Source organism: Streptomonospora sediminis (assembly GCF_054778995.1).
Window position 1 is genome coordinate 48475 of record NZ_BAAGYZ010000017.1, and the last position, 23648, is coordinate 72122.

Genomic DNA, 23648 nt, shown 5'->3' on the forward strand with positions numbered 1-23648 from the left:
GCGCAGCCGGGCACCGCATAGTCTGGGCGGTGTGACCGACCACGGCAGCAGCACCCCGCCCGAGAACGCGACCACGCCCCGCCCCGGCCGCACCAACGGCTGGTTGATGGCGCGGCCCTTCGGTATCCCGGTCTATGTGACACCGTCGTGGCTGATCATCGCGGTCATCATCACGGTGATCTACCAGCCCGTCGTCGAACGCTCGCTGGCGCTGGGACCCGCCTCCTATCTGGTGGCCTTCGTTTTCGCGGTGCTGCTGTACGCGTCGGTGCTCATCCACGAACTCGCCCACGCGGTGACCGCGCGCATGTTCGGCCTGCCCGTCGGACGCATCACCCTTTACATGCTCGGCGGTGTCTCCGAGATCGAGCGCGAAGCCCCCACGCCCGGCCGCGAGTTCCTCGTGGCGGTCTCGGGGCCGGTGCTGTCGCTGGTGCTGGCCGTGCTAGGTTTCGCGGTCTACGGGTTCGTCGACCCTGCCACCATTGCCGGCGTGCTGGTCTGGCAGCTGTGGGTGGCCAACCTGCTGGTGGGCGTATTCAACCTGCTGCCCGGCCTGCCGCTCGACGGCGGCCGGCTGGTGCGGGCCCTGGTGTGGGCCCTGACCCGGCGGCCGCGGGCCGGCACCGTCGTGGCCGCTTGGGGCGGGCGCGTGCTGGCGGTGCTGATCGTCGGTGTGCCGGTGGGCTACGCGCTGCTGACCGGAACCACGCCCAACCTGTTCGGGTTGGTGTGGGCGCTGCTGCTGGCGTCGTTCATCTGGATGGGTGCGGCCTCGGCGCTGCGCACCGCCCGCCTGCGCGAGCGCGTGCCGACGCTGCGCGCCCGCGAGCTGGGCCGGGGCGCGGCGGTGGTCAGCGCCGACACCTCGGTGGCCGAGGCGCAGCGGCGCATGCACCAGGCCGGAGCCGGAGCGGTCCTGGTCGCCGACACCGGCGGAACCCCCACCTCGATCGTCAACGAGGCCGCGGCCGCCGCGGTGCCCGAATCGCGGCGGCCGTGGGTACCGGTCTCCAGCGTGTCCCGCGCCATCACCCGCGGCTCGGTGATCCGCGCCGACCTGGAAGGCGATGACCTGCTGGAGGCGCTGCGCGGCCACCCCGCGCCGGAGTATCTGCTGGTCGAGGACGACGGCAGCGCGTTCGGAGTGCTGAGCACCACCGACGTGCAGCAGGCGGTCACCGGGCACTGAACGGGGGCACGCCGGCCGCAGGCGTCGCCCCGCTCGCCGCCGGTGCGAACGGCCGGTGCGCGCGGCCGGACGGGTTCACCGCCGGGCGCCCGGCGGCCAGATGATGGTCACCGACCGGTCCTGCTCGCGGGCGTAGCCGACGATGTCGGCGGTGCCGCCCGGCCCGCGCGGCGGGCACCCGTCCCACACGGCCACGAGTTCCTCGCAGTGCTCCACCAGATGGCGGCCGGCCTCAAGGTGGGCCTGCGGCGTGGATTCGAGGTGCGGCAGCCGGTGCACGAGCACCGCCGCCGCGAGCAGGGCATCGTAGGCGGCCCAGTGCGAACGGGGGAGCCCGTTGCGGTAGCCCTCGGCGGGTACGACCGCCTCGAGGTCGCCGCCCGCATCGAGCACGGCGTGCGCGAACAGCGTGTCGGCGCCGTCGGCCAGGCACGACAAACCGGTGACCGCCGGGCCGCATTGGCGCAGATAGGCGCGCAGGGCGGAGTCGACATCCCGCTCGACCTGCGCGGGCAGCGCACGGTGACCGGTGATCGCAAGACGCCGCATCGCCCTTCCTTCCTGGTGGCTGAGACTTACCCCGCCCGCGGCGCGCGCCCACCCGGCAACCGTTCGCGGCCGCGAGAGCCCGGATGGGCGAGCGGGGCTACATGGTCAGGGTGGCCGCCAACCGGTCGTCGAGTTCCTTGACGCAGGCCGCCGCGGGCCCCTGGTAGGACCGGCGGAACCGCCGCACCCGCGAGATCAGCCGGTCGGAGCGGAACCGCACCCCGATCCGCAGCGACTCGCCGGCCAGCGAGAACGCTTCGTCGACATCGCCGGCGTCGGCGTGGGCGCCCGCCAGTTCCACCATCAGCACCGCGCCCTGCTTGGCGGGAGGGCGGGAGCGGCCGAAGGCCTCGCTGAAGGCCGCGCGCGCATCGTGGGGCCGGTGCAGCCGCACCCCGGTCAGCGCGCGGTACCCGGCGACCTTGGCGGTACTGAAGGGGAAGACCCAGGGCCAGGGCGGGTCGGTGTTGTCGGCGTGTTCGGCGCCGCGTTCGGCAGCGGCGATCTGGTGGTCGGCGGCAGCGGAGTCGCCCAGAGCGGCGTGGGCCACGGCGCGCGTGCACGCCAGCCACGCCGCAGCGGTGGGATGGGTATCGGGGCCCAGCAACCGGGCGGCTTCGTCGGCCAGCGCGAGGCCGGCGGCGGCGTCTTCGGTCTCGGTCTCGAAAGCCGCCAGGCTGCCCAGCATGTAGGCGGCCAGCAGCGGGTCGCCGGCCAGCCGCGCATTGCGCACCGCGGTGCGGTAGTAGCCCCGGGCCGAGCCGGAGTCGTCCATGTCGGCGTGCAGCCAGGCCGCGAACCCGGCGGCCTCGCTGGCGGCCGCGGCGATGCCCGGTGCGAACGGGGTGCGGCGCGCGCGCACCAGCGTGCGCCCGGTGAGTTCGACATGGGCGATGGCGCCGCGGGCGAGGTCGGGGGAGGGCGAGGCGGCATCCAGCCGCCGCTGGCCGCCGGTGATGGCGCGCAGGGTCTGGGCCGTGCCCTCGTCGGTATCGGTTTCGGTTTCGGTGCTCTGCGGCCGGGCCGGCTGCGCGGGCGCAATGGCGGCCGCGGCAATGGCCTTGCCGAAATCGCGTCGTTTCGTCGGATCGGCCCCCCTCTCCGGCGCTGGTGCGTCCGCGAACCGGAGGAGGTGGATCGGGATCCCCAGCCGCCCCGCGAGCTCGCGGACCTGGTCGACGGTGAGCGACTGCTGCCGGTTGACCACCCGCGACACCCAGCTCTGGGAGTAGCCGACCGCCCGGGCGAGCCCGCCCTGGGACCAGCCGCGGGTGAGGCGGGCCTGCTCCAGGACGCGGGCAAGGTCGCAGGTCGCCAGCGCCGCCCGGATGTCGGTCCGTGCCCAGAAGTCCGGCGGCAGCGCGCTGTCTCGTCGGTCCATGAGCCTAGGTTAGGGTGTCCACCTGGTATTGGTGGCTATGAGTGAAAGGACTACTGCTATGCGTAGTAGGAATAGAAGGGTTCGCGAGGCCCGCGCGTGAGGCAGAGTCAAGGGGCCAAAGTCCCCTCGGTGCTGGGGATTCATCGCAACAGTCAGGAGCACCGATGACCGTCGAGACCCCGCCTTCGGGCATCCCCGGCCTGGCCGCAGTCGGCCACCGCCTTGACATCGAAACCGGCGCCGAAACCGATCATCCCGCCTGGGTGCGGGTGCTCAGCAGCCTCACCGCCGAACTCCGCTCCTGCGGAGTCGACGCCCGCGTCGACGGGGCCATCGGCGCCGTCGACGTCCTCACCCGCGGCCCCGCACCGCACCTGCACCGGACCGTGCTGCACAAGGCCGTGCTGCGCCCCCATCGCGGCCGGCTGTGGTGGTGGCTGCACAGCACCGGCGAGCCCGCTCTTCCGCCGCCGCACCGCAGCCCGCTCACCCCCGCTGTGCACACCGCCGACGCCGCGCAGCGGATCGCCCGGGTGCTCGCGCCGCCCCGCGGCTGAGCGGCGTTCGGCTTTCCGCGCTGGTGTATGAGCACCGCGTGGGGCCCGTCGCGCCTTGCATACTGAGCATTGGGCAGTGCGCGCGCAGTGTTCCGCCGCCCGCGGCCCCGGGCCCCGGGCGGCGGAACACTTCCCGCCGGGCGGTCAGCCCTGTTCGGCCGGGCCGGGCTCGGGCGGGCCGAACCGCTCGACCGCCAGGCAGGCCGCCCCCACGATGCCGGCGGTGTTGCGCAGTTCGGCGGGCACGATGGGCGCGTTCAACCGCAGGTAGGGCAGGAACTCGTCGGCCACACGGCTGACACCGCCGCCCACCACGATGAGGTCGGGCCACAGCAGCCGCTCCACCTCGTCGAAGTAGCGCTGCAGCCGCTCGCGGGCCCACCGCTCGTAGGAGAGCCCTTCGCGGTCCTGCACGCTGGAGGCCGCCCGGGTCTCGGCGTCGTAGCCGTCGATCTCCAGGTGCCCGAACTCGGTGTTGGGCACGAGGTGCCCGTCGACCAGCAGCGCCGTGCCGATTCCGGTGCCGAGCGTGGCCATCAGCACCACGCCGCGGACACCGCTCGCCGCCCCGTAGCGGTGCTCGCCCACGGCCGCGGCGTCGGCGTCGTTGACCACGTAGACCTGGCGGCCGGTTGCATCCGACAGCAGTTTCTCGGCGTCGGTGCCGACCCAGGACGGGTCGACGTTGGCTGCGCTGCGGGCGACCCCGTGCTGGATGACCGCCGGGAACGTGACCCCCAGCGGCGCCGACCCGGACACGTGCTCGGGGAAGGAACCGGCCATCTCGGCGACCACTTCGGCCACCGCGGCGGGGGTGGAGGGTTTGGGCGTGGTCGTCTTGAGCCGGTCGACCAGGAAGCTCCCCCGCTTCAGGTCGACCGGTGCTCCCTTGATCCCACTGCCGCCGATGTCGATCCCGAGACCCACCTCGGGTGTGCTGGGCGCCATTCTCATTTCCGTCCTTCCCGGCCTTGGCGGACACGGCCGCGTGTGCCCGCAGTCTCATTGTGGCGCCTGTGCCGGCCCGGCCGGTGCGCTGCGCACACTGCGCCCGGAGAACCCGCGCAGCGCGATTACGCCGCACGCCCCGCGGGCCGCTAACGTGGGCAGCTGCCCGCCGACGAACGTGAAGAGACGAGTACTTGTGACCGGCATCCATGGCCGCCGCGGCCCATTCGGCGACGGCGACACCGTGCAGCTGACCGACCCCAAGGGACGGATGCACACCATCACCCTGCGCGAGGGAGCGGCGTTCCACACCCACCGCGGGCGGCTGGACCACGACGAGCTCATCGGCAGCCCCGAAGGCAGCGTGGTGCGCTCCACCTCCAACACCGCCTATGTAGCCCTCCGGCCGCTGCTGGCCGATTTCACGCTGTCCATGAAGCGCGGCGCCACGATCGTCTACCCCAAGGACGCCGCCCAGATCGTGGCCCAGGCCGATATCTTCCCCGGGGCCCGGGTCATCGAGGCGGGCGGCGGCTCCGGCGCGCTCACCTGCTGGCTGCTGCGCGCCGTGGGCGAGGAAGGGATGGTCTCCTCCTACGAGCGCCGCGCCGACTTCGCCGAGATCGCCCGCACCAACGTGCAGCGGTACTTCGGCCGCGAGCACCCGGCCTGGCGGCTGACAGTGGGCGACCTGGCCGAGGACATCGCCGATACCGATGTCGACCGGGTGGTACTGGACATGCTGGCGCCCTGGGAGTGCCTGGACGCCGCCTCCCGCGCGCTGGTGCCCGGCGGGCTGGTGTGCGCCTACGTCGCCACCACGACCCAGATCTCCCGCGTTGTGGAGGAGATGCGCGAAAACGGCTCCTTCTACGAGCCGCGCACCTTCGAGACCATGGTGCGCGACTGGCACGTCGAAGGGCTGGCCGTGCGCCCCGACCACCGGATGATCGGCCACACCGGGTTCCTGGTGATGGCCCGGCGGCTGGCCGACGGCGCCGTCCCGCCCGACCGCCGCCGGCGCCCCTCCAAGGGCGCCTACGGCCAGGACTGGCAGCGCGAGCAGGCCGCGCGCACCGGAAGCTCCGGCCAGGGCGCCGGTGCGGCGGACACGGGCCGCAATGCCGGGGACACCGCGGGCACGGCCTCAGGCGGCACCGCCCCCGATGCCACCGACACCACCCCCGATTCCGGAGGACCCGAAACGGGTACCGGCGAGGACTGAAGGCCGGCAAAGTGGCGTTCGCGTTACGCTGACTTTGCCATTACCAGGACAGCCCGGGTATCCACAAGATCGAAAAGTGAGTCCTACGACACTCGCCGCTGCCTGGAGGTTAGGAATAGTCCATGGGTAGGTAGGGTTTTCAGTAGTCGTCCTTCTTATAGGGAGGTGGCGGACGTGGCCGAGCGCGACGACGAGCGTCAGACCGAGCGCGACCGTGAAGTTGCGGAACTCACTGCTCAGGTCTCCTACTTGGAGAAGGAGCTCAGCGTAGTCCGGCGCAAGCTCGCCGATTCCCCCCGCCACGTGCGGCTGCTCGAAGACCGGTTGCGTGAGGCGCAGGCCAACCTGGCCGCCGCGAACGGCAAAAACGAGCGCCTCGTGGCGACCTTGAAGGAGGCCCGCGACCAGATCACGGCCTTGAAGGAAGAGGTCGACCGGCTGTCGCAGCCTCCGTCGGGGTTCGGCGTCTTTTTGGAGGCACGCGAAGACGAGACTGTCGAGATCTTCACCAACGGCCGCAAGATGCGGGTCAACGTCAGCCCTTCGGTGGACGCCGACCAGTTGCGGCCCGGCCAGGAGGTCATGCTCAACGAGGCGTTCAACGTCGTCGAGTCGCAGTCGTACGAAACCGTCGGCGAGGTCGTGCTGCTCAAGGAGTTCCTTGAGGGCAACGACCGCGCCCTGGTCATCAGCAACCACGACGAAGAGAAGATCGTCCGGCTCGCCGAACCGCTGCGCGATCAGCCGGTGCGCCCCGGCGACTCGCTCCTGCTGGAGCCCCGCTCCGGCTACATCTACGAGCGCATCCCCAAGTCCGAGGTCGAGGAACTCATCCTCGAAGAGGTCCCCGACATCGCCTACGCCGACATCGGCGGTCTTGGCGGGCAGATCGAGATGATCCGCGACGCGGTCGAGCTGCCCTACCTGCACAAGAACCTGTTCTACGAGCACCAGCTGCGCCCGCCCAAGGGCGTGCTGCTCTACGGCCCGCCCGGATGCGGCAAGACCCTCATCGCCAAGGCGGTGGCCAACTCCCTGGCCAAGCAGGTCGCCGAGAAAACCGGCCGCGATGTCGGCAAAAGCTTCTTCCTGAACATCAAGGGCCCCGAGCTGCTGAACAAGTACGTCGGCGAAACCGAGCGGCACATCCGCCTGGTGTTCCAGCGGGCCCGCGAGAAAGCCGGCGAAGGCACACCGGTGATCGTGTTCTTCGACGAAATGGACTCCATCTTCCGCACCCGCGGTTCCGGGGTCTCCAGCGACGTCGAAAACACCATCGTCCCCCAGCTCCTCAGCGAGATCGACGGTGTCGAGGGGCTGGAGAACGTCATCGTGATCGGCGCCTCCAACCGCGAGGACATGATCGACCCGGCGATCCTGCGTCCCGGCCGCCTCGACGTCAAGATCAAGATCGAGCGCCCCGACGCCGAGGCCGCCCGCGACATCTTCTCGAAGTACATCACCGACGAACTGCCCCTGCACGAGGAGGACCTCGCCGAACACGGCGGCTCCAGCCGGGCCACCGTCGACGCCATGATCCAGCGCGTCGTCGAGCGGATGTACTCCGAGAGCGAGGAGAACAGGTTCCTTGAGGTCACCTACGCCAACGGCGACAAGGACGTCCTCTACTTCAAGGACTTCAACTCCGGGGCGATGATCCAGAACATCGTCGACCGCGCCAAGAAGATGGCCATCAAGGACTACATCGACAACCAGGCGCGCGGCATCCGCGTGTCCCACCTGATGCAGGCCTGCGTCGACGAGTTCAGCGAGAACGAAGACCTGCCCAACACCACCAACCCCGACGACTGGGCCCGGATCTCCGGTAAGAAGGGCGAGCGGATCGTTTACATCCGCACCCTGGTCTCCGGCAAGAAGGGCGCCGACTCCGGCCGCTCCATCGACACCGTGGCCAACACCGGCCAGTACCTGTAGCCGGCAGGCACCGCAATCTCAGGGGCCGCCCGCGCGGGCGGCCCCTGAGGCGCCTCCGTGCCCGGCCGCCGGCCGCGCCCCGCAGCCGGTCGTTTCCGCCATCCGCCGGCGCGGCCCCCTCGGCCGCCGGCTGCGCAGCGCCCTGCAGCGCCCGCACCGGATTCGTGCCGCGCCTCGGCAACACCCGCGGCCAAGACCGGAAATCGGTGGCTGTTGCACCACAATTCGCCGGAGCGAGTTCAAGACCCCCCAACGGTGGATAACCTTCCACCATGAGTGTGCAGCGGATTATGGGCATCGAGACCGAGTACGGCATCTCCGTGCCCGGGAACCCCGGTGCCAACGCGATGGTGACCTCCACGCAGGTGGTCAACGCCTACCTGGCGGCCTCGGCCGCCCGCGCCCGCAAAGCCCGCTGGGACTTCGAGGAGGAGAACCCGCTGCGCGACGCGCGCGGTTTCGACCTCGCCCGCGAGGTCGCAGACCCCACCCAGCTCACCGATGAGGACCTCGGGCTGGCCAACGTCATCCTGACCAACGGAGCCCGGCTCTACGTCGACCACGCCCACCCCGAGTACTCCGCGCCGGAGGTCACCAACCCCCGCGACGCGGTGCTGTGGGACAAAGCGGGCGAACGCGTGATGGCCGACGCCTGCCGCCGCGCCGGCGGCATCCCCGGGATCGAACCCATCCAGCTCTACAAGAACAACACCGACAACAAGGGCGCCTCCTACGGCTGCCACGAGAACTACCTGATGCGCCGCTCCACACCGTTCGGCGACATCGTCCGCCACCTCATCCCCTTCTTCGTCTCGCGCCAGGTGGTGTGCGGTGCCGGCCGCGTGGGCATCGGCGCCGACGGGCGCGACAGCGGTTTCCAGATCAGCCAGCGGGCCGACTTCTTCGAGGTCGAGGTGGGCCTGGAGACCACCTTGAAACGGCCCATCATCAACACCCGCGACGAGCCCCACGCCGACCCCGACAAGTACCGGCGGCTGCACGTCATCATCGGCGACGCCAACATGAGCGAGATCTCGACCTACCTCAAGGCCGGCACCACCGCGATCGTGCTGGCCATGGTCGAGGACGGCTTCCTCAACGTCGACCTGTCGCTGGAGACCCCGGTGGCCGACCTGCGGGAGTTCTCCCACGATCCAGGGCTCACCCACGCCGCGCGCCTGCGCGACGGCCGCCGCATGACCGCCCTGGAGCTGCAGCGCGAGTATCTGGAACTGGCCCGCAAATACGTCCAGAACCGGTTCGGACCCGATCTCGACGCCGATACCGCCGACATCCTCGACCGCTGGGAGTCCGTGCTGGACCGCCTGGCCGACGACCCCATGGATCTGGCCGAGGAACTGGATTGGGTCGCCAAGCTCAAGCTGCTGGAGGGCTACCGCAGCCGCGACAACATCGACTGGGGCCACCACCGCCTCCAGCTCGTCGACCTGCAGTACTCCGACGTCCGCCCCGACAAGGGGCTGTACAACCGCCTGGTGGCGCGCGGGCGCATGCAGCAGCTGCTCACGGAGGACGAGGTCGAACGTTCGATCACCGAACCGCCCGAGGACACCCGCGCCTACTTCCGCGGCCGGTGCCTGGCCAAGTACGCCGACTCGGTGGCGGCGGCATCGTGGGACTCGGTCATCTTCGACCTGCCCGGCCACGACTCGCTGCAGCGCGTGCCGACCCTGGAGCCGCTGCGCGGCACCCGCGAACACGTCGGCGGCCTGCTGGACCGTTCGGCCACTGCGGCCGACCTGGTCTCGGTGCTGACCGGGGACCGCCGCTGAACCCCGCGTGCCGGGCCGCCCCGGCGCCGCCGCCTACCGGAGCGGGAATCGGGGCCGCGGGGGCGTCGTTGGCGGGGTTACAGGGCGGGTGTGCGCACGCGCACGGCCAACGCGCTGACAACGGGTGCCGCGATCATGGTTGAGGTGCCCCGGCTTGGGCCAAGATAAGGGCGAAAGCTCCATTGAGGAGGTTGCATCCATGGCGACGAAGGACACCGGCGGCCAGAAGCACGGCAGCCGCCGCGAGGAAGACGTCGAGGAGACCGAGGCCGGCACCGAGGCGCAGGAGCGCAACGAGAAGTTGGACGAGGACGTCGACGACATCCTCGACGAGATCGACGACGTTCTTGAGAGCAACAGCGAAGACTTCGTGCGGCAGTTCGTGCAGAAGGGCGGCCAGTGATCCGGCGGCCGGGCCGCGCCGCCCGGCCGCACGCGCCGATGCGCAACTGAGCCGGGCCCAAGGCGTCTGCGTCCGCAGGCGCCGGGTCCGGCCGGTTCGCTCTCAGCGGAGTCCGGCACGCTGGTGCACCGTCCTCCACGGCGGTCACTAGGGTCGTCGGTACGTGCCAACCGAACAACCTCACGCGTCCCGCCCGCCCCCACCGGGCGGGACGCCATCTGAAGGGAGTCGAGTGTCCGAAGCGTTCGACGGCGGCGGACAGCTTCCAGCCGCGTTCATGAATCCGGGAACCTCCTCATTCACCGAGCTGGTCGGCACGGTGGCCCCCGACCTGCTGCCGACCAACCGGGAGCTTCCGCAGGGCGTCTCGGCATCGCACCTGACCCCTGAAGCCACCACGATCGTCACCCTGGCTTTTCCCGGCGGTGTGGTGCTCGCGGGCGACCGCCGGGCAACCTCCGGCAACGTGATCGCCAACCGCGACATGGACAAGCTCTACCGCACCGACGAATTCTCGGCGATGGCCATCGCCGGTGCGGCGGGCATCGGCATCGAGCTGGCCAAACTGTTCCAGGTGGAGCTGGAGCACTACGAGAAGATGGAAGGGCGCTCGCTCTCCCTGGTCGGCAAGGCCAACCGGCTGGCCACGATGATCCGCGGCAACCTCGCCATGGCGCTGCAAGGGTTCGTGGTGGTGCCGCTGCTGGTGGGCTACGACCAGGACCTCGGCCAGGGCCGCATCTTCAGCTACGACCCCGTGGGCGGGCGCTACGAAGAGCACGACTACCACTCGATCGGGTCGGGATCGGTCTATGCCCGCGGCGCGCTGAAGAAGCTGTTCGCCGCCGACCTCTCCGAGGAGGACGCGGCGACCGTCGCGATCCAGGCCCTGTACGACGCCGCCGACGACGACTCCGCCACCGGCGGCCCCGACCTGCACCGCAAGATCTATCCGCTGGTCGATGTCATCACCGCCGACGGCCACCGCCGCATGGCGTCCGAGGACATCGCCGCCCTGTCCACCAGGGTGGTCGAGGAGCGCGCCGACCGGCCGGACGGCCCACGGGCACCGCTGCGCTGAGCCCCCGCCCCGACGATCTGTAGCAAAGGAACGATTCGCGGTGTCGATGCCGTTCTACGTTTCGCCCGAACAGAGCATGAAGGACAAGGCCGACTATGCGCGCAAGGGCATCGCGCGCGGCCGAAGCGCCGTCGTCCTGCAGTACGACGGCGGCATCCTGTTCGTGGCCGACAACATCTCCCGTACCCTGCACAAGATCAGCGAGCTCTACGACCGGATCGCCTTCGCGGCGGTGGGCCGTTACAACGAGTTCGAGAACCTGCGCCAGATGGGCGTGCGCATGGCCGACGTGCGCGGCTACCAATACGACCGCAGCGACGTGAGCGGGCGGGTGCTGGCCAACATCTACGCCCAGACCCTGGGCACCGTCTTCAGCGAGAGCAACAAGCCCTGGGAGGTCGAGATCGTCGTCGCCGAGGTGGGCGAGGACGCCGCGGCCGACCAGATCTACCGCATCACCTACGACGGCTCGGTGGTCGACGAGCAGGGCTTCTTGGCCATGGGCGGTTCGGCCGAGCAGGTCAGCACCGCTCTCAAGGAGCGCTTCGACAAGGATGCGTCCCTGGGCGATGCGCTCAACGCCGCCATGCACGCCCTGCGCCACGAGAACGGCGAAGAGCGCGACCTCGACGCTTCCGGGCTGGAGGTGGCCGTGCTCGAACGCGAGCGCCGCGAGCACCGCAAGTTCCGGCGCATCGCCGGCGACCGGCTCAGCGCACTGATCGAAAGCCGCGGCTCCGGCACCGGCGGCACCGAGCAGGCAGCGGACTCCGCAGATTCCGCGGACTCTGCGGATTCCTCGGATTCGTCGGGTTCACCGGAACGGCCGTCGGGCAGCGGCTCCGACGGCGGGCAGAACGGCTCCTGACCACGGCATCGGCGGGCGCGGTCCACCGGCTCCGGCACCTTGGCGGCGCCGGGCGGCGGGTCCGCGCCCGCCGGGGTTTCTGTGGCCAACAAGCTGCCGATAAATAGGCTGGGAGTCGTTGCAGCGCTCCGGCACGGGCCGGAAGCGGCGACCACGGACGGGATTGGGTGAGGCCACATGGAACGTCGCATCTTCGGTCTTGAGAACGAATACGGCGTCACCTGCACCTTCCGGGGCCAGCGGCGGCTCTCGCCCGACGAGGTGGCGCGTTACCTGTTCCGCCGCGTGGTCTCCTGGGGGCGCAGCAGCAACGTCTTCCTGCGCAACGGCGCGCGCCTGTACCTGGACGTGGGCAGCCACCCCGAGTACGCCACACCGGAGTGCGACAGCCTCGCCGACCTCGTCGCCCACGACAAGGCCGGCGAGCGGATCCTGGAAGGCCTGCAGGTCGACGCCGAACAGCGGCTGCACGAAGAGGGCATAGCCGGCGAGATCTACCTGTTCAAGAACAACACCGACTCCGCCGGCAACTCCTACGGCTGCCACGAGAACTACCTGGTGGGCCGGCACGGCGAGTTCGGCCGGCTGGCCGACATCCTCATCCCCTTCCTGGTCACGCGCCAGATCATCTGCGGCGCGGGCAAGGTGCTGCAGACCCCCCGGGGCGCGCTGTACTGCGTCAGCCAGCGCGCCGAGCACATCTGGGAAGGCGTCTCTTCGGCCACCACCCGTTCGCGGCCCATAATCAACACCCGCGACGAACCGCACGCCGACGCCGAGCGGTTCCGCCGCCTGCACGTCATCGTGGGCGACTCCAACATGAGCGAGGTCACCACCCTGCTCAAACTGGCCTCGACCGACCTGGTGCTGCGCATGGTCGAGACCGGCGTGGTGATGCGCGACTTCACGCTCGAGAACCCCATCCGCGCCATCCGCGAGGTCAGCCACGACATGACCGGTCGGCGCAAGGTCCGCCTGGCCAACGGCCGCGAAGCCAGCGCACTGGAGATCCAGCGCGAGTATCTGGAGAAGGTGCAGAACTTCGTCGACCGCAACGGCACCGACGCCACCGGCAAACGGGTGCTGGAACTGTGGGCCCGCACGCTGGAGGCGGTCGAGACCCAGAACCTCGACCTGGTATCGCGCGAGATCGACTGGGTGGCCAAGTACCAGCTGCTGGAGCGCTACCGCGAGAAGCACGGCCTGTCGCTGTCGTCGCCGCGGGTTGCCCAGCTCGACCTCACCTACCACGACATCTACCGCGACCGCGGGTTGTTCTACCTGATGCAGCGCAAGGGGCAGATGGACCGGGTGATCGGCGACCTGCAGATCTTCGAGGCCAAGTCGGTGCCGCCGCAGACCACGCGGGCCAAGCTGCGCGGCGAGTTCATCCGCAAGGCGCAGGAGAAACGGCGCGACTTCACGGTCGACTGGGTCCATCTCAAGCTCAACGATCAGGCGCAGCGTACGGTGTTGTGCAAGGATCCCTTCAAGGCCGTCGACGAACGCGTCGAGAAGCTCATCGCCGGCATGTAGGAAGGGTTTCCGGACGGATTTCCGGGGCGGTATCGGCGGTGCAGAAGCCGCCGAACCCGCCGCGGTGCTGCACCGCAAGCACGCGCGCAGGAATCGCGATGCCGCCGTACTGCCGCGCGTCTTACGCTTCTTTCACCCCGCCAGGGCACTATGGGCCCTTCGATATTGTGTCGGGGACCCGAGCCGGATATTTGAGGTAGTGACCTATGCGACTGCGTGCCGCCGCCATCGCGGTGCCGTTCTGTGCTGTGCTGCTCGCGGCGACGAGCTGCAGCTCCATCCCCGAGGACTGGCGCACCCCCGCCTTCTTGCAAACGGGCGAAGAGGAGCTCGACGACCGGCTGCCGGAGGTGACCGGAAAGTTCGGCAAGGAGCCCAAGGTCGACTTCAGCGGCAAGGCCCCGCTTGATGAGCAGACCTCCGGCGTCGTCGAGAAAGGCGATGGCGAGAACGAGCTGATCCGCACCGACGACGTCATCCAATCCGACGTCGTGGAGTACCAGTGGACCGCTAAGGGCAAGGCCAAAAAGAAGCAGTCCACCTACGACGACGGCGCGCCCGCTGTGCTCGGCCTCAGCCAGCTCAGCGAGGACATGTCGGGGGCCATGGCCAACCAGCCCGTGGGCACCCGGATGGTCTTCGCCCTGCCGCCCCAGGACCCCGCCCAGGCTCAGCAGATGGGCCAGCCCTCGCCTCCGGCCGGCGGCACCCTGCTCGTATTCGACATCCGCGACCGCTACGGCAAGGCCGAGGCCGTACCCGGCGAGCAGACCTCCAACGGCGGCGGCGACCTGCCCACCGTCAAGCAGGAAGGCCACGAGCAGCCCGACATCACGATCCCCAAGGACACCGAACCTCCCGAGGAGGTCGAGACCGAGACCCTCATCGAGGGCACCGGGCCCGAGATCAAGGCCGGCCAGCAGCTGGTCGTGCAGTACACCGGCATGCGGTGGGACAACGGCGAGGTCTTCGACGCCACGTGGACCCGCGAGGGCGCCGAGGGCGTGCCCACCCCCATCATCATCGGCGACGGCCAGGTCATCGAGGGCTGGGACGAAGGGCTGGTCGGCGAGAAGGTCGGCAGCCGCATGCTGCTGGTCATCCCGCCGGAGAAGGCCTACGGCAAGAACCCCGAGCAGGACGCGCCCAAGGGCACGCTGGTGTTCGTGGTCGACGTGCTCGACGCGGTCGACGGCGCCCCCACCGAGGAGGCCTCCGGCGACGGCGGTGACGGCGGCGGCAACGGTGACAGCGGTTCCGGTGACGGCGGCGGCGATGGCGGCTCCGGCGGCGACGGCGGTTCGGGCGGCGAGTAGCCCGCCGCACCGCTGAGGAGCGGCCGCACGCGCGGGCGCCCGGCGCTTCGATGCGCCGGGCGCCGCCGGTGCGGCCCCGCCGCGGCACGGCCGGGCCCCGGCCGGAACACCCGCCCGGGCGGCGGCGAGCACCGCCGCCGCTTGTGCACAACGTCACCGGAGGGCCTCCGGCACGGTACGGTCAGGGCTGGAAGATCCGCGGCCCCGGCACGCGGACGGCGGGAGGGGGAAGGCCCATGTCGCGGAAAAAGACCGAACGCCAGCTCAACCTGGTGATCTGCCTGCTTGCCACGCGGCGTTTCCTGACCGCGCGCGAAATCCGCTCGATGGTCGCCGGCTACGAAGAAGCCGACGGCGACGCCGCCTTCAAGCGGATGTTCGAGCGCGACAAACGCGAACTTCGCCAGTCCGGTATCCCCATCGAGACCGGCGGCGGCGACCTGTGGAGCGACGAAGAGGGCTACCGCATCCTGCGGTCCCACTACGAACTCCCGGAGATCGAACTCCTCGCCGACGAAGCCGCCGTGCTGGGCCTGGCCGCGCGCGCCTGGCGCCACGCCGCACTGGGCGATGCCGCCGCCAACGCCCTGCTCAAGCTGCGTGCCGCCGGGGTGCCCGTCGACACCGATGCCGCACCCGCCCTCACCCCGGTGCTGGGCACCGACGAGCCGGCGTTCCTGCCCATCTGGCAGGCGGTACGCGACCGCCGCCCGGTCGCCTTCGACTACCGCAAGCCGGGCGACGATTCCCCCGCCCGCCGCCGCCTGGAACCCTGGGGCGTGGTCAACGTCCAGGGCCACTGGTACGTCGCCGGCTTCGACCGCGACCGCCGCGCCCAGCGGGTGTTCCGGCTGGGCCGGATCGCGGGCGAGGTCGAGGTCGCCGCCGGCGGCCCGCCCGTCGAGGTCCCCGACGGCATTGATCTGCGCTCGATCGTGCGGCGCGGCCGCCGCGGCGAACCCCAGGGCATCGCCCGGGTGCGGGTGCGCGCCGATTCAGGGCACGAACTGCGGCGCGGCGCACTGCGCATCGTGGCCGCCGAACACACCGCCGACGGCCGGCGCTGGGACCGCATCGACCTCCCCTATACCGACGTCGCCGACCTCGTGGGCGCCGTGGCCAGGTTCGGCGACCGCGCGGTGCTCGAGGCACCCGCCGAAGCCCGCGATGCCGTGGCCGCCCACTTGGCCGAGCTCGCCGCCCGCGACCCCGACCCCGAGGCCGCGGCCGAAACCGCCGCCGAACCCGTTCCCGCCGCTGCCGCCCGGCGCCAGACCGCCTCCTCCGAACAGTTGCGCCGGCTGCTGATGCTGGTGCCCTACGCACTCAGCCACGACGTCCGGGTACCCGAGGTCGCCGCCCACTTCGGGCTCAGCCAGCGCCAGGTGCTCAAGGACCTCAGCCTGCTGTGGATGTGCGGGCTGCCCGGCTACACGCCCGGCGACCTCATCGACGTCGACCTGGAGGCCGCCGAGGTCACCGGCGAAATCATCATCGGCAACGCCGATACCCTCGCCCAGCCGCTGCGACTGACCGCCGACGAGGCCGCGAGCCTGGTCATCGGCATCGAATTGCTGGGCGAACTGCCCGGAGTGGCCGATAGCGAAGCGCTCAAACGCGTCGGCGAGAAACTGCGCGCGGCCGCGGTGGCGCCCGCCGGCGCGCCTGGCGAGTCCGCCGGGGCGCCCGGCGGCCCCGATCCCGACCACGGCCCCGACCCGCTGGAGCGCCTGGCAGGTGCCGTGGGGGTGCGCATCGAACAGAGCGACGAGGTGCGCGGGGTCCAGCGGCGCTGCGACGAAGCGCTGCGCGCCGGCCAACTGCTGCACCTGCGCTACCTGTCGGGCTACGTCGACGAGGTCACCGAGCGCGACGTCGATCCGATGGGCCTGGTGGTCCACGACGGCCACGCCTTCCTTGAGGCCTGGTGCCGCCTGCGCGGCGACGTCCGGCTGTTCCGGCTGGACCGCGTGCTCGACCTCACCGTGCTGCCCGAGCCCGCCGAGGTACCCGCCCGCGCCCGGCGCCGCGACCTCAGCGCGGGGGTGCTGCAGCTCTCGGCCGACGACGCCCGCGTCACTCTGGATCTGGACCCGCAGGCGCGCTGGGTCACCGAGGAGTACCTGTGCTCCTCGGTGCGCGAACTTCCGGGCGGCCGCGTGCGGGTGGTGCTGCGCACGCCGGCGCCCGAATGGGTGTGCCGGCTGGCGCTGCGGCTGGGCACTCAGGCGCGTGTGGTCGCGCCGATCGAACTCGCCGAGCGCGTCCGCGAGGACGCGCGGCGGGCCCTGTCGGTCTACGACTCCGGTGAATGACCCTCTTACCGGACCGCCGGCCTCGCCGCCCGGCCCGCTCCGATCCGGGATATCCCGGCCAGCCGAGAGTGCCTGGCGATCCGCGGGTTGATCCGGTCGTTCCGCGGGTTTTGCGGGCTCCCGGTGATCGGAGCGATCCGAGCGATCCGGCGTCAGCACCGCCGTTGCCGCGGGCGCCGGCACCGCTGAGCTGCCGGGCGGTTGCGCGATTCGTATGGTCGATCATCCCGATTCATCCCGCGTCCATCCCCATCGCGGAGCATAGGCGGTAAGCTGGGGCGGTGTTCGTGTTCGCTGTGTTGGCCGTGCCGGTCCTCGCCGGGTTCCTCTGCGTGGGCATCCTTGCCCTGCGGATGCTGTCCCGGCTGCGCTGGCTCGAGGACCAGCTTGCGCGGACCCGCGACCAGGTCGAACCGGCATACGACAGGCTGCGCGCCCACAGCGGGCGCGGGCGGGTGGACGCCCCATGACTCCCATGCCGGCGGGGCGTACCATCGATGGCGCAGGTAGCGCCGGGAAAAGAGGTTGAGACATGGGTTTCGATGCCCGTACTTTGCTCATTCTGCTGCTCATCGCATTGGTGCTGTTCGGCGCGCGCCGGCTGCCCGACCTGGCGCGGTCCCTCGGCCGCAGCGCCCGGATCCTCAAGTCCGAGACCAAGGGTCTGACCGATGAGGAACAGGCCGAAGCGGCCGAAAAGCAGGACCAGAACCAGGCGAAGACCCAGCAAAGCGACCCCGCGCCCCAGGCCGGTGCCGAAACCGCACAGCAGCAGCCTGCGCAGAACGGCCACCAGGGCTACCCGGAACTTCCGGCCGGCCGGCAGGTCGTCAACGAAAACGGTGAACCGGTCCGCCGCGGCTTCGGCGGCTAGGGTGGTGCGGGCCGCCGCCCCCGGCGGCCCAGCGGCCGGCGCGCACGGGCGCGCCGGTGTGGCATTCGGTCAGGTTCGAGGAGCGTAGCGGGCGATGCAGGTGGGTCGGGCACGGCGGCGGACACGGGACCCTGAGGGCCGCATGCCGCTGATGGACCACTTGCGCGAATTGCGCAACCGGCTGGTCAAGGCGCTGTTGTTCCTCGCGCTGGGCACCGTGGTCGGCTACCTCATCTACGACCCGGTGTGGGCCTGGCTCAAGGAGCCCTACTGCTCGCTGCCGGCCGAACAGCGCGGCGATACCGGCCAGGGCTGCGAACTCATTTTCACCGGGGTCTTCGACGCGTTCTTCGTGGCCTTCCGGGTGTGGGTGATGGTCGGCCTCGTGGTCGCCAGTCCCTTCTGGCTCTACCAGCTGTGGGCGTTCATCGCCCCGGCCCTCAACGGCCGCGAAAAGCGCTACACCTACGTGTTCGTGCCGCTGGCGGCGATCCTGTTCGTAGCGGGCTCGGCGCTGGCCTACTACATCACCGCGCTGGCGATGGCGGTGCTCTTCGGTTTCGCCCCCGACGGCACGGTCCCGATGATCACCATCACCAACTACCTGGGTTACATGACCCTGATGATGCTGGTGTTCGGATTGGGGTTCGTGGCCCCGCTGCTGGTGGCGCTGCTCAACCTGATGGGCGTGGTCACCCACGAGGCACTGGCCCGCTCCCGCCGCGTCATCCTCTTCGGCGTCTTCGTGCTGTCCGCGGTGGTCACCCCCGCCGAGCCGCTGTCGATGCTGGCACTGGCCATCCCGCTGATCGTGCTGTTCGAGGCCGCCGAACTGTTCTGCTTCATCAACGACCGGCGCCTGCGCCGCGGCGACCACCTGGCCGGGCTCAGCGACGACGAGATCTCTCCACTGGATGATGCGGAGTCCGTGCCCGACTCCGGACCGAAGCGCTAGTCTCGGATACGCCAGCCGCGATCAGCGGAATCCGATCGACGCCGCCGAGGAGCAACCAGATGGACGACGCCACCGGTACCCCCCGGGACCTGCCGCCCGAGGCCCAGGGCAACGCCAAGTGGCACGACACCACCGATGCGGTGTGGAAGCGGTCCTCACTCTCGCGCGAGGACTCCGCGGCCATAGTCGAGGTGGCCAAGTTCGACGACGGCTACCGCGCCGTTCGCGACGGGAAACACCCTGAGAAGGGCACCCTGTTCTTCACCCCCGCCGAGTGGGACGCGTTCGTGCTGGGCGCCAAGGACGGCGAGTTCGACATCCCCGAGGAGTACCTCACCGCCGAAGAGGCTGCCATCCAGCGCGGCGAGGTCCCGGTCACCGCGGTGGCGTCCGTCCCGGGCACCGACCCCTCCCAGGCCGAGGCCGATCAGACCGACCCGGCCGACCACGACGGCGGTGCCCGGAGCTGATCGGCCCGCACGGCCGCGCCGGAGTCCCGGCCGGGTGGGGCCTGCAGCGCCGCTCCGCGCCGCGTGCGCCTCACCCGCCCCAACGCCATAAGCTTGGGCGATATGAGTACCCACGCCGCGCGGTACGCCGCCTTCCGTCGGCGCCAAGCCGAGTCCAGCACGGCCATCGAGGAGTTCCAAGGGCTCTACGGATTCGAGTTCGACCTTTTCCAGGTCCGTGCCTGCAAGGCGCTGGAATCCGGCGAAGGCGTCCTGGTGGCCGCTCCCACCGGCTCGGGCAAGACCGTCGTGGGCGAGTACGCGGTGCACCTCGCGCTGCGCGACGGCGCGAAGTGCTTCTACACCACGCCCATCAAGGCGCTGTCCAACCAGAAGTACACCGACCTGGTGCGCCGCTACGGTGCCGAGCAGGTCGGGCTGCTCACCGGCGATAACAGTGTCAACGGCGAAGCACCCATCGTGGTGATGACCACCGAGGTGCTGCGCAACATGCTCTACGCGGGTTCGCACACCCTGGCGGGGCTGGCCTATGTGGTGATGGACGAGGTCCACTACCTGGCCGACCGCTTCCGCGGCGCGGTGTGGGAAGAGGTCATCATCCACCTGCCCGAGTCGGTGCGGGTGGTGGCGCTGTCGGCCACGGTCAGCAACGCCGAGGAGTTCGGCGAGTGGATGCAGCAGGTGCGTGGCGAGACCACCGTCATCGTCGACGAGAAACGCCCGGTACCGCTGTGGCAGCACGTCATGGCCGGCAAGCGCATTCACGACCTGTTCGTGCCCCTTGAGACCGAGGACACCGACGGCCCCGACAGCCAGGGCGCCTCGGGCAACGGAAACGGCGGCGGCCGCGCCAAGCGCACCCGCAAGCGCGACCGCCGGCCCGGCGAGTCCGCGGCCGAGATCCAGGTCAACGGCGAGCGCATGCGGGTCAACCCGCGGCTGGTCCGGCTGGCTCAGGAGGAAGACCGCATCACCCAGCTCGCCCACCGCCGCCGCCACCCCCAGACCCGGGCACGGACCTCGGCGCGGCCGCGCGCCAAGTATGCTCCGCCCAACCGGGTGCAGGTCGTCGACGAACTCGACCGCGAGGGGCTGCTGCCGGGGATCGTGTTCGTCTTCAGCCGCGCCGGCTGCGACGACGCCGTGCGCCAGTGCGTCTACGCCGGGCTGGGGCTCACCTCCGAGGAGGAGGCCGCTGAGATCCGCGACTACGCCCAGCGCCAGTGCGCCGACATCCCCCCTGCCGACCTGTCGGTGCTGGGCTACGACGAATGGCTGCGCGCCCTTGAGCACGGCGTGGCCGCCCACCACGCCGGCCTGCTGCCCACGTTCAAAGAGGTCGTCGAGACCCTGTTCTCCCGCGGCCTCATCCGCGCGGTCTTTGCCACCGAGACCCTCGCACTGGGCATCAATATGCCCGCGCGCACCGTGGTCATCGAGAAGCTCGACAAGTGGAACGGCGAGACCCACGCCCCGCTGACGGCGGGGGAGTACACCCAGCTGACCGGGCGCGCCGGCCGGCGCGGGATCGACGTCGAGGGCCACGCGGTCGTGGTGTGGCAGCCGGGCACCGACCCCGAGGCCGTGGCCGGGCTGGCCAGCACCCGCACCTACCCGCTCAACTCCAGCTTCCAGCCGTCCTACAACATGGCGGTGAACCTGGTGGGCCAGGTCGGCCGCGAGCGCAGCCGCACCATGCTCGAGGCCTCCTTTGCCCAATTCCAGGCCGACCGGGCGGTGGTGGGCCTGGTCAAGCAGCTGCGAAAGCAGGAGGAGGCCATGGCCGGCTACGCCCAGGCGGCAACGTGCCACCTGGGCGACTTCATGGAGTACGCGGCGCTGCGCCGCGAGCTGAGCGACCGCGAGACCCAGTCGGCCAAGGGGCGCAACGCCCGCCGCCGCGACGAGGCGGTGCGCAGCCTGGAGCGCCTGCGCGCCGGCGACATCATCCGGGTGCCCTCCGGGCGCCACACCGGCTTCGCGGTGGTGCTCGACCCCGGGCTGCGCGGCGACGCGCCGGCGCCGCTGGTGCTGACCTCCAAACGCCAGGTCAAGCGGGTCAACGCCGCCGACTTCCCGGTGCCGGTGGAGCCGGCCGGGCGGCTGCGCATCCCGAAGAACTTCTCCGCCCGCTCGGCGCAGTCGCGCACCGACCTCGCCTCCTCACTGCGCAACAAGATCGAGGAGACCGGCGGCGTCGACCCGGGCAAGCAGCGCGGCGGCGGCGACGCCGAGGACCCCGAGATCACCCGCCTGCGCCGCGAGCTGCGCCAACACCCCTGCCACGGCTGCGACGAGCGCGAGGACCACGCCCGCTGGGCCGAGCGCTACTTCCGGCTGCGCAAGGAGACCGATTCGCTGCGCGCCCGGGTCGAGGGGCGGTCCCACGTGATCGCCCGCACCTTCGACCGCGTATGCGGTGTGCTGGACACCCTCGACTACCTCGACGGCGACACCGTCACCGAGGAGGGGGCCAAGCTGGCCAAGGTCTATTCCGAGCTGGACCTGCTGGTGGCGGAGTGCCTGCGCCGGGGCGTGTGGGAGGACCTCGGGCCCCAGGACCTGGCCTCGTGCGTGTCATCGTTGGTCTATGAGTCGCGGCGCAACGACGACCCGTTCCCGCGGGTGCCCGACGGCGCTCCGGCGGCGGTACTGGAGGAGATGGAGCGGCTCTGGGGCGAGCTGCACGAGGTCGAGCGCGACAACAATGTGTCGTTCCTGCGCCGCCCCGACATGGGGTTCGTGTGGACCACCCACCGCTGGGCCCGCGGCGACCGGCTCGACCGCATCCTCGGCGAGGCCGACATGCCCGCCGGCGACTTCGTGCGCACCACCAAGCAGCTGGTCGACATGCTCGGCCAGATCGCCGGTGCCGCGCCCGAGGACAGCGGGGTGCGGCGCACCGCCCGCCGCGCCGCCGATCTGGTCCGCCGCGGCGTGGTCGCCTACTCCTCGGTGACCTGACCGGGGCACGGGGCGCGCAGGTACCGAGCGGGCGCCCGCCCGGCCCCTGCGGGCCGCCGCGGTGGTCAGTGCCGGTAGGGCGGCTGGTCGATGTATCCGGTGTCGCCGCCCTGGTAGAACGTTTCGCGGTCGGGCGAGCTGAGCGCAAGCCCGGCCCGTTACCGCTCCACCAGGTCGGGGTTGGCCGCGTTGGTCGGCTGCGACGGGTTGACGATGAACGCGCCGGGCCAGGACTTGCGCAGCGCCAGGAGTGTTGGGGCCGGTGTACAGTTTCGGCCTCCAGCGCCACGGCCGACGGCGCGACGGGGCGGAAACCCGCCACGTCGGGTGGCTGACCCGGCCGGCGTGCATGAGCTGGGCGAAGATGCGTCCGCCGTTGGTGTGTACCGCGCCGGTGACCGGCCGCCAGGCCGCCACCTGTCGTCGGTGTGCGGGCCGGGGGTGGACGCGGTTGGACTGGCCCTGCAGTCTGGGCTGCACCCCTTCGCTGATGATCAGGCCCGCGCTGGCCCGCTGGGCGCAGTACCGCGCCGCCGACGCGGTGGGCAGGCCCGCGGCCGCTGCGCGGGCGCGTGTCATGGGTGCCATGACGATGCGGTTGGGTAGGTCCAGGCGGGCGGGGCGGTAGCTTTCGAACAGGCTCGTCATTGGGGGGCCTCTGCGGTTGAGTCAGCGGCGCAGGGCCGTGCGTTGCTGTCGCCCAGCAGACTGGAACCTGACATTGACGTCAGAGGCAAGTAATATGGTGGACGTCACCGGGGAGGTGCGGCGTGCGGATCGGCGAGTTGGCGGCGAAGACGGGCGTGAGCGTGCGGTCGCTGCGCTACTACGAGGAACAGGGGCTCCTTGCGGCCCAGCGCAGCGGCAGCGGGCAGCGGCACTATGCCGAGGCGGCCGTCGAACGCGTGCAGATGATCCAGGAGATGTACGCGGCCGGTATGACCAGCCAGGTCATCGGCGGGATGCTGCCGTGCCTGGCCACCGGCGATGTCTCGCCCGAGATGGTCGACCGCCTCGCCGAACAGCGCGAGCGCATCGACCGCAGCCTCCGCGAACTCCAGTCCGCGCGCGACCGCCTCGACGGCGTCATCGCCTCGGCCGAATCCGCGGCGGGCTCCCGCCGCTCTTTGTACTCGGAGTGAACCTCCGCCCGGTCGCGGTACCGGCCGGATACCGATACCGCGGATCGGCCGGTCGGCGGGGTGTAGGCCGGCTGCCGCGGGGATAGAGCCACCGGACACGGTCGGCTCCACGCGCTCCTGCCGCGCCGCCGCGGGCATCCGGGA

20 protein-coding genes and 1 pseudogene are annotated in these 23648 nt (G+C 70.8%); 17 read left to right on the forward strand and 4 right to left on the reverse strand.

The genetic code is table 11. The annotated features are described in order from the left end of the window. Nucleotides 1-31 precede the first annotated feature (31 nt). A complete protein-coding gene (locus ACYVD5_RS04825) occupies nucleotides 32-1192 on the forward strand; it encodes a site-2 protease family protein (RefSeq protein ID WP_460999674.1) in 1161 nt (386 codons plus the stop codon). Nucleotides 1193-1267: 75 nt separating this feature from the next. Here the strand turns inward: ACYVD5_RS04825 and ACYVD5_RS04830 are convergent, their stop codons facing one another. Next, nucleotides 1268-1741: a hypothetical protein gene (locus tag ACYVD5_RS04830; RefSeq protein WP_460999675.1), complete on the reverse strand. Its 474-nt coding sequence runs from the start codon at nucleotides 1739-1741 to the stop codon at nucleotides 1268-1270. Between the two features lie 97 nt (nucleotides 1742-1838). Next, nucleotides 1839-3122 (reverse strand): helix-turn-helix domain-containing protein, encoded by a 1284-nt coding sequence (locus ACYVD5_RS04835; protein WP_460999676.1) that lies wholly within the window; start codon nucleotides 3120-3122, stop codon nucleotides 1839-1841. Between the two features lie 164 nt (nucleotides 3123-3286). Between ACYVD5_RS04835 and ACYVD5_RS04840 the strand changes: the two genes are divergently transcribed. Then, on the forward strand, nucleotides 3287-3679 hold the full coding sequence (locus ACYVD5_RS04840) for a hypothetical protein (protein WP_460999677.1): 393 nt from the start codon (nucleotides 3287-3289) through the stop codon (nucleotides 3677-3679). Between the two features lie 144 nt (nucleotides 3680-3823). On the opposite strand, the gene ppgK is transcribed toward ACYVD5_RS04840, so the two are convergent. Next, complete coding sequence (ppgK, locus tag ACYVD5_RS04845) at nucleotides 3824-4627, reverse strand: polyphosphate--glucose phosphotransferase (protein WP_460999678.1); 804 nt, start codon at nucleotides 4625-4627, stop codon at nucleotides 3824-3826. Between the two features lie 196 nt (nucleotides 4628-4823). Here ppgK and ACYVD5_RS04850 point away from each other — a divergent pair, with 196 nt between their 5' ends. The 14 genes from ACYVD5_RS04850 (at nucleotide 4824) to ACYVD5_RS04915 (ending at nucleotide 22362) form a co-directional block, all read left to right on the forward strand. Further along, nucleotides 4824-5852 (forward strand): tRNA (adenine-N1)-methyltransferase, encoded by a 1029-nt coding sequence (locus tag ACYVD5_RS04850; RefSeq protein WP_460999679.1) that lies wholly within the window; start codon nucleotides 4824-4826, stop codon nucleotides 5850-5852. Between the two features lie 165 nt (nucleotides 5853-6017). Then, the gene (arc, locus tag ACYVD5_RS04855; RefSeq protein WP_460999680.1) at nucleotides 6018-7787 is read left to right on the forward strand and encodes a proteasome ATPase; all 1770 of its coding nucleotides are present in this window, start codon (nucleotides 6018-6020) and stop codon (nucleotides 7785-7787) included. A gap of 272 nt (nucleotides 7788-8059) precedes the next feature. Beyond that, nucleotides 8060-9580 carry a depupylase/deamidase Dop gene (dop, locus tag ACYVD5_RS04860; protein WP_460999681.1) on the forward strand — a complete coding sequence of 507 codons (1521 nt, stop codon included), beginning with the start codon at nucleotides 8060-8062 and terminating at the stop codon, nucleotides 9578-9580. A 199-nt stretch (nucleotides 9581-9779) separates the two neighbouring features. Continuing rightward, the gene (locus ACYVD5_RS04865; protein ID WP_460999682.1) at nucleotides 9780-9983 is read left to right on the forward strand and encodes a ubiquitin-like protein Pup; all 204 of its coding nucleotides are present in this window, start codon (nucleotides 9780-9782) and stop codon (nucleotides 9981-9983) included. 232 nt (nucleotides 9984-10215) lie between these two features. Continuing rightward, nucleotides 10216-11064 (forward strand): proteasome subunit beta, encoded by an 849-nt coding sequence (prcB, locus tag ACYVD5_RS04870; protein ID WP_460999683.1) that lies wholly within the window; start codon nucleotides 10216-10218, stop codon nucleotides 11062-11064. A gap of 46 nt (nucleotides 11065-11110) precedes the next feature. Beyond that, nucleotides 11111-11932 carry a proteasome subunit alpha gene (prcA, locus tag ACYVD5_RS04875; protein WP_460999717.1) on the forward strand — a complete coding sequence of 274 codons (822 nt, stop codon included), beginning with the start codon at nucleotides 11111-11113 and terminating at the stop codon, nucleotides 11930-11932. Between the two features lie 177 nt (nucleotides 11933-12109). Continuing rightward, nucleotides 12110-13468, forward strand: coding sequence for a Pup--protein ligase (pafA, locus tag ACYVD5_RS04880; RefSeq protein WP_460999684.1), 1359 nt, complete (start codon nucleotides 12110-12112; stop codon nucleotides 13466-13468). 206 nt (nucleotides 13469-13674) lie between these two features. After that, complete coding sequence (locus ACYVD5_RS04885) at nucleotides 13675-14784, forward strand: FKBP-type peptidyl-prolyl cis-trans isomerase (RefSeq protein ID WP_460999685.1); 1110 nt, start codon at nucleotides 13675-13677, stop codon at nucleotides 14782-14784. A gap of 236 nt (nucleotides 14785-15020) precedes the next feature. After that, nucleotides 15021-17099, forward strand: coding sequence for a helix-turn-helix transcriptional regulator (locus ACYVD5_RS04890; RefSeq protein WP_460999686.1), 2079 nt, complete (start codon nucleotides 15021-15023; stop codon nucleotides 17097-17099). Between the two features lie 281 nt (nucleotides 17100-17380). Next, nucleotides 17381-17569, forward strand: a complete 189-nt coding sequence (locus ACYVD5_RS04895; RefSeq protein WP_460999687.1) for a hypothetical protein — start codon at nucleotides 17381-17383, stop codon at nucleotides 17567-17569. Nucleotides 17570-17631: 62 nt separating this feature from the next. After that, nucleotides 17632-17973, forward strand: coding sequence for a Sec-independent protein translocase subunit TatA (gene tatA / locus ACYVD5_RS04900; RefSeq protein ID WP_460999688.1), 342 nt, complete (start codon nucleotides 17632-17634; stop codon nucleotides 17971-17973). 142 nt (nucleotides 17974-18115) lie between these two features. Next, nucleotides 18116-18928, forward strand: coding sequence for a twin-arginine translocase subunit TatC (tatC, locus tag ACYVD5_RS04905; protein WP_460999689.1), 813 nt, complete (start codon nucleotides 18116-18118; stop codon nucleotides 18926-18928). A 59-nt stretch (nucleotides 18929-18987) separates the two neighbouring features. Then, entirely contained in the window at nucleotides 18988-19398 is a 411-nt protein-coding gene (locus ACYVD5_RS04910) for a DUF397 domain-containing protein (protein ID WP_460999690.1), read from the forward strand. 102 nt (nucleotides 19399-19500) lie between these two features. Next, nucleotides 19501-22362: a DEAD/DEAH box helicase gene (locus ACYVD5_RS04915; RefSeq protein WP_460999691.1), complete on the forward strand. Its 2862-nt coding sequence runs from the start codon at nucleotides 19501-19503 to the stop codon at nucleotides 22360-22362. 390 nt (nucleotides 22363-22752) lie between these two features. On the opposite strand, the pseudogene ACYVD5_RS04920 reads toward ACYVD5_RS04915, so the two are convergent. Continuing rightward, nucleotides 22753-23010: pseudogene (locus tag ACYVD5_RS04920) on the reverse strand (oxidoreductase); the annotation flags it as partial. Between the two features lie 122 nt (nucleotides 23011-23132). On the opposite strand from ACYVD5_RS04920, the gene ACYVD5_RS04925 reads away from it, so the two are divergent. After that, nucleotides 23133-23504: a MerR family transcriptional regulator gene (locus tag ACYVD5_RS04925; RefSeq protein WP_460999692.1), complete on the forward strand. Its 372-nt coding sequence runs from the start codon at nucleotides 23133-23135 to the stop codon at nucleotides 23502-23504. Nucleotides 23505-23648: the final 144 nt, after the last annotated feature.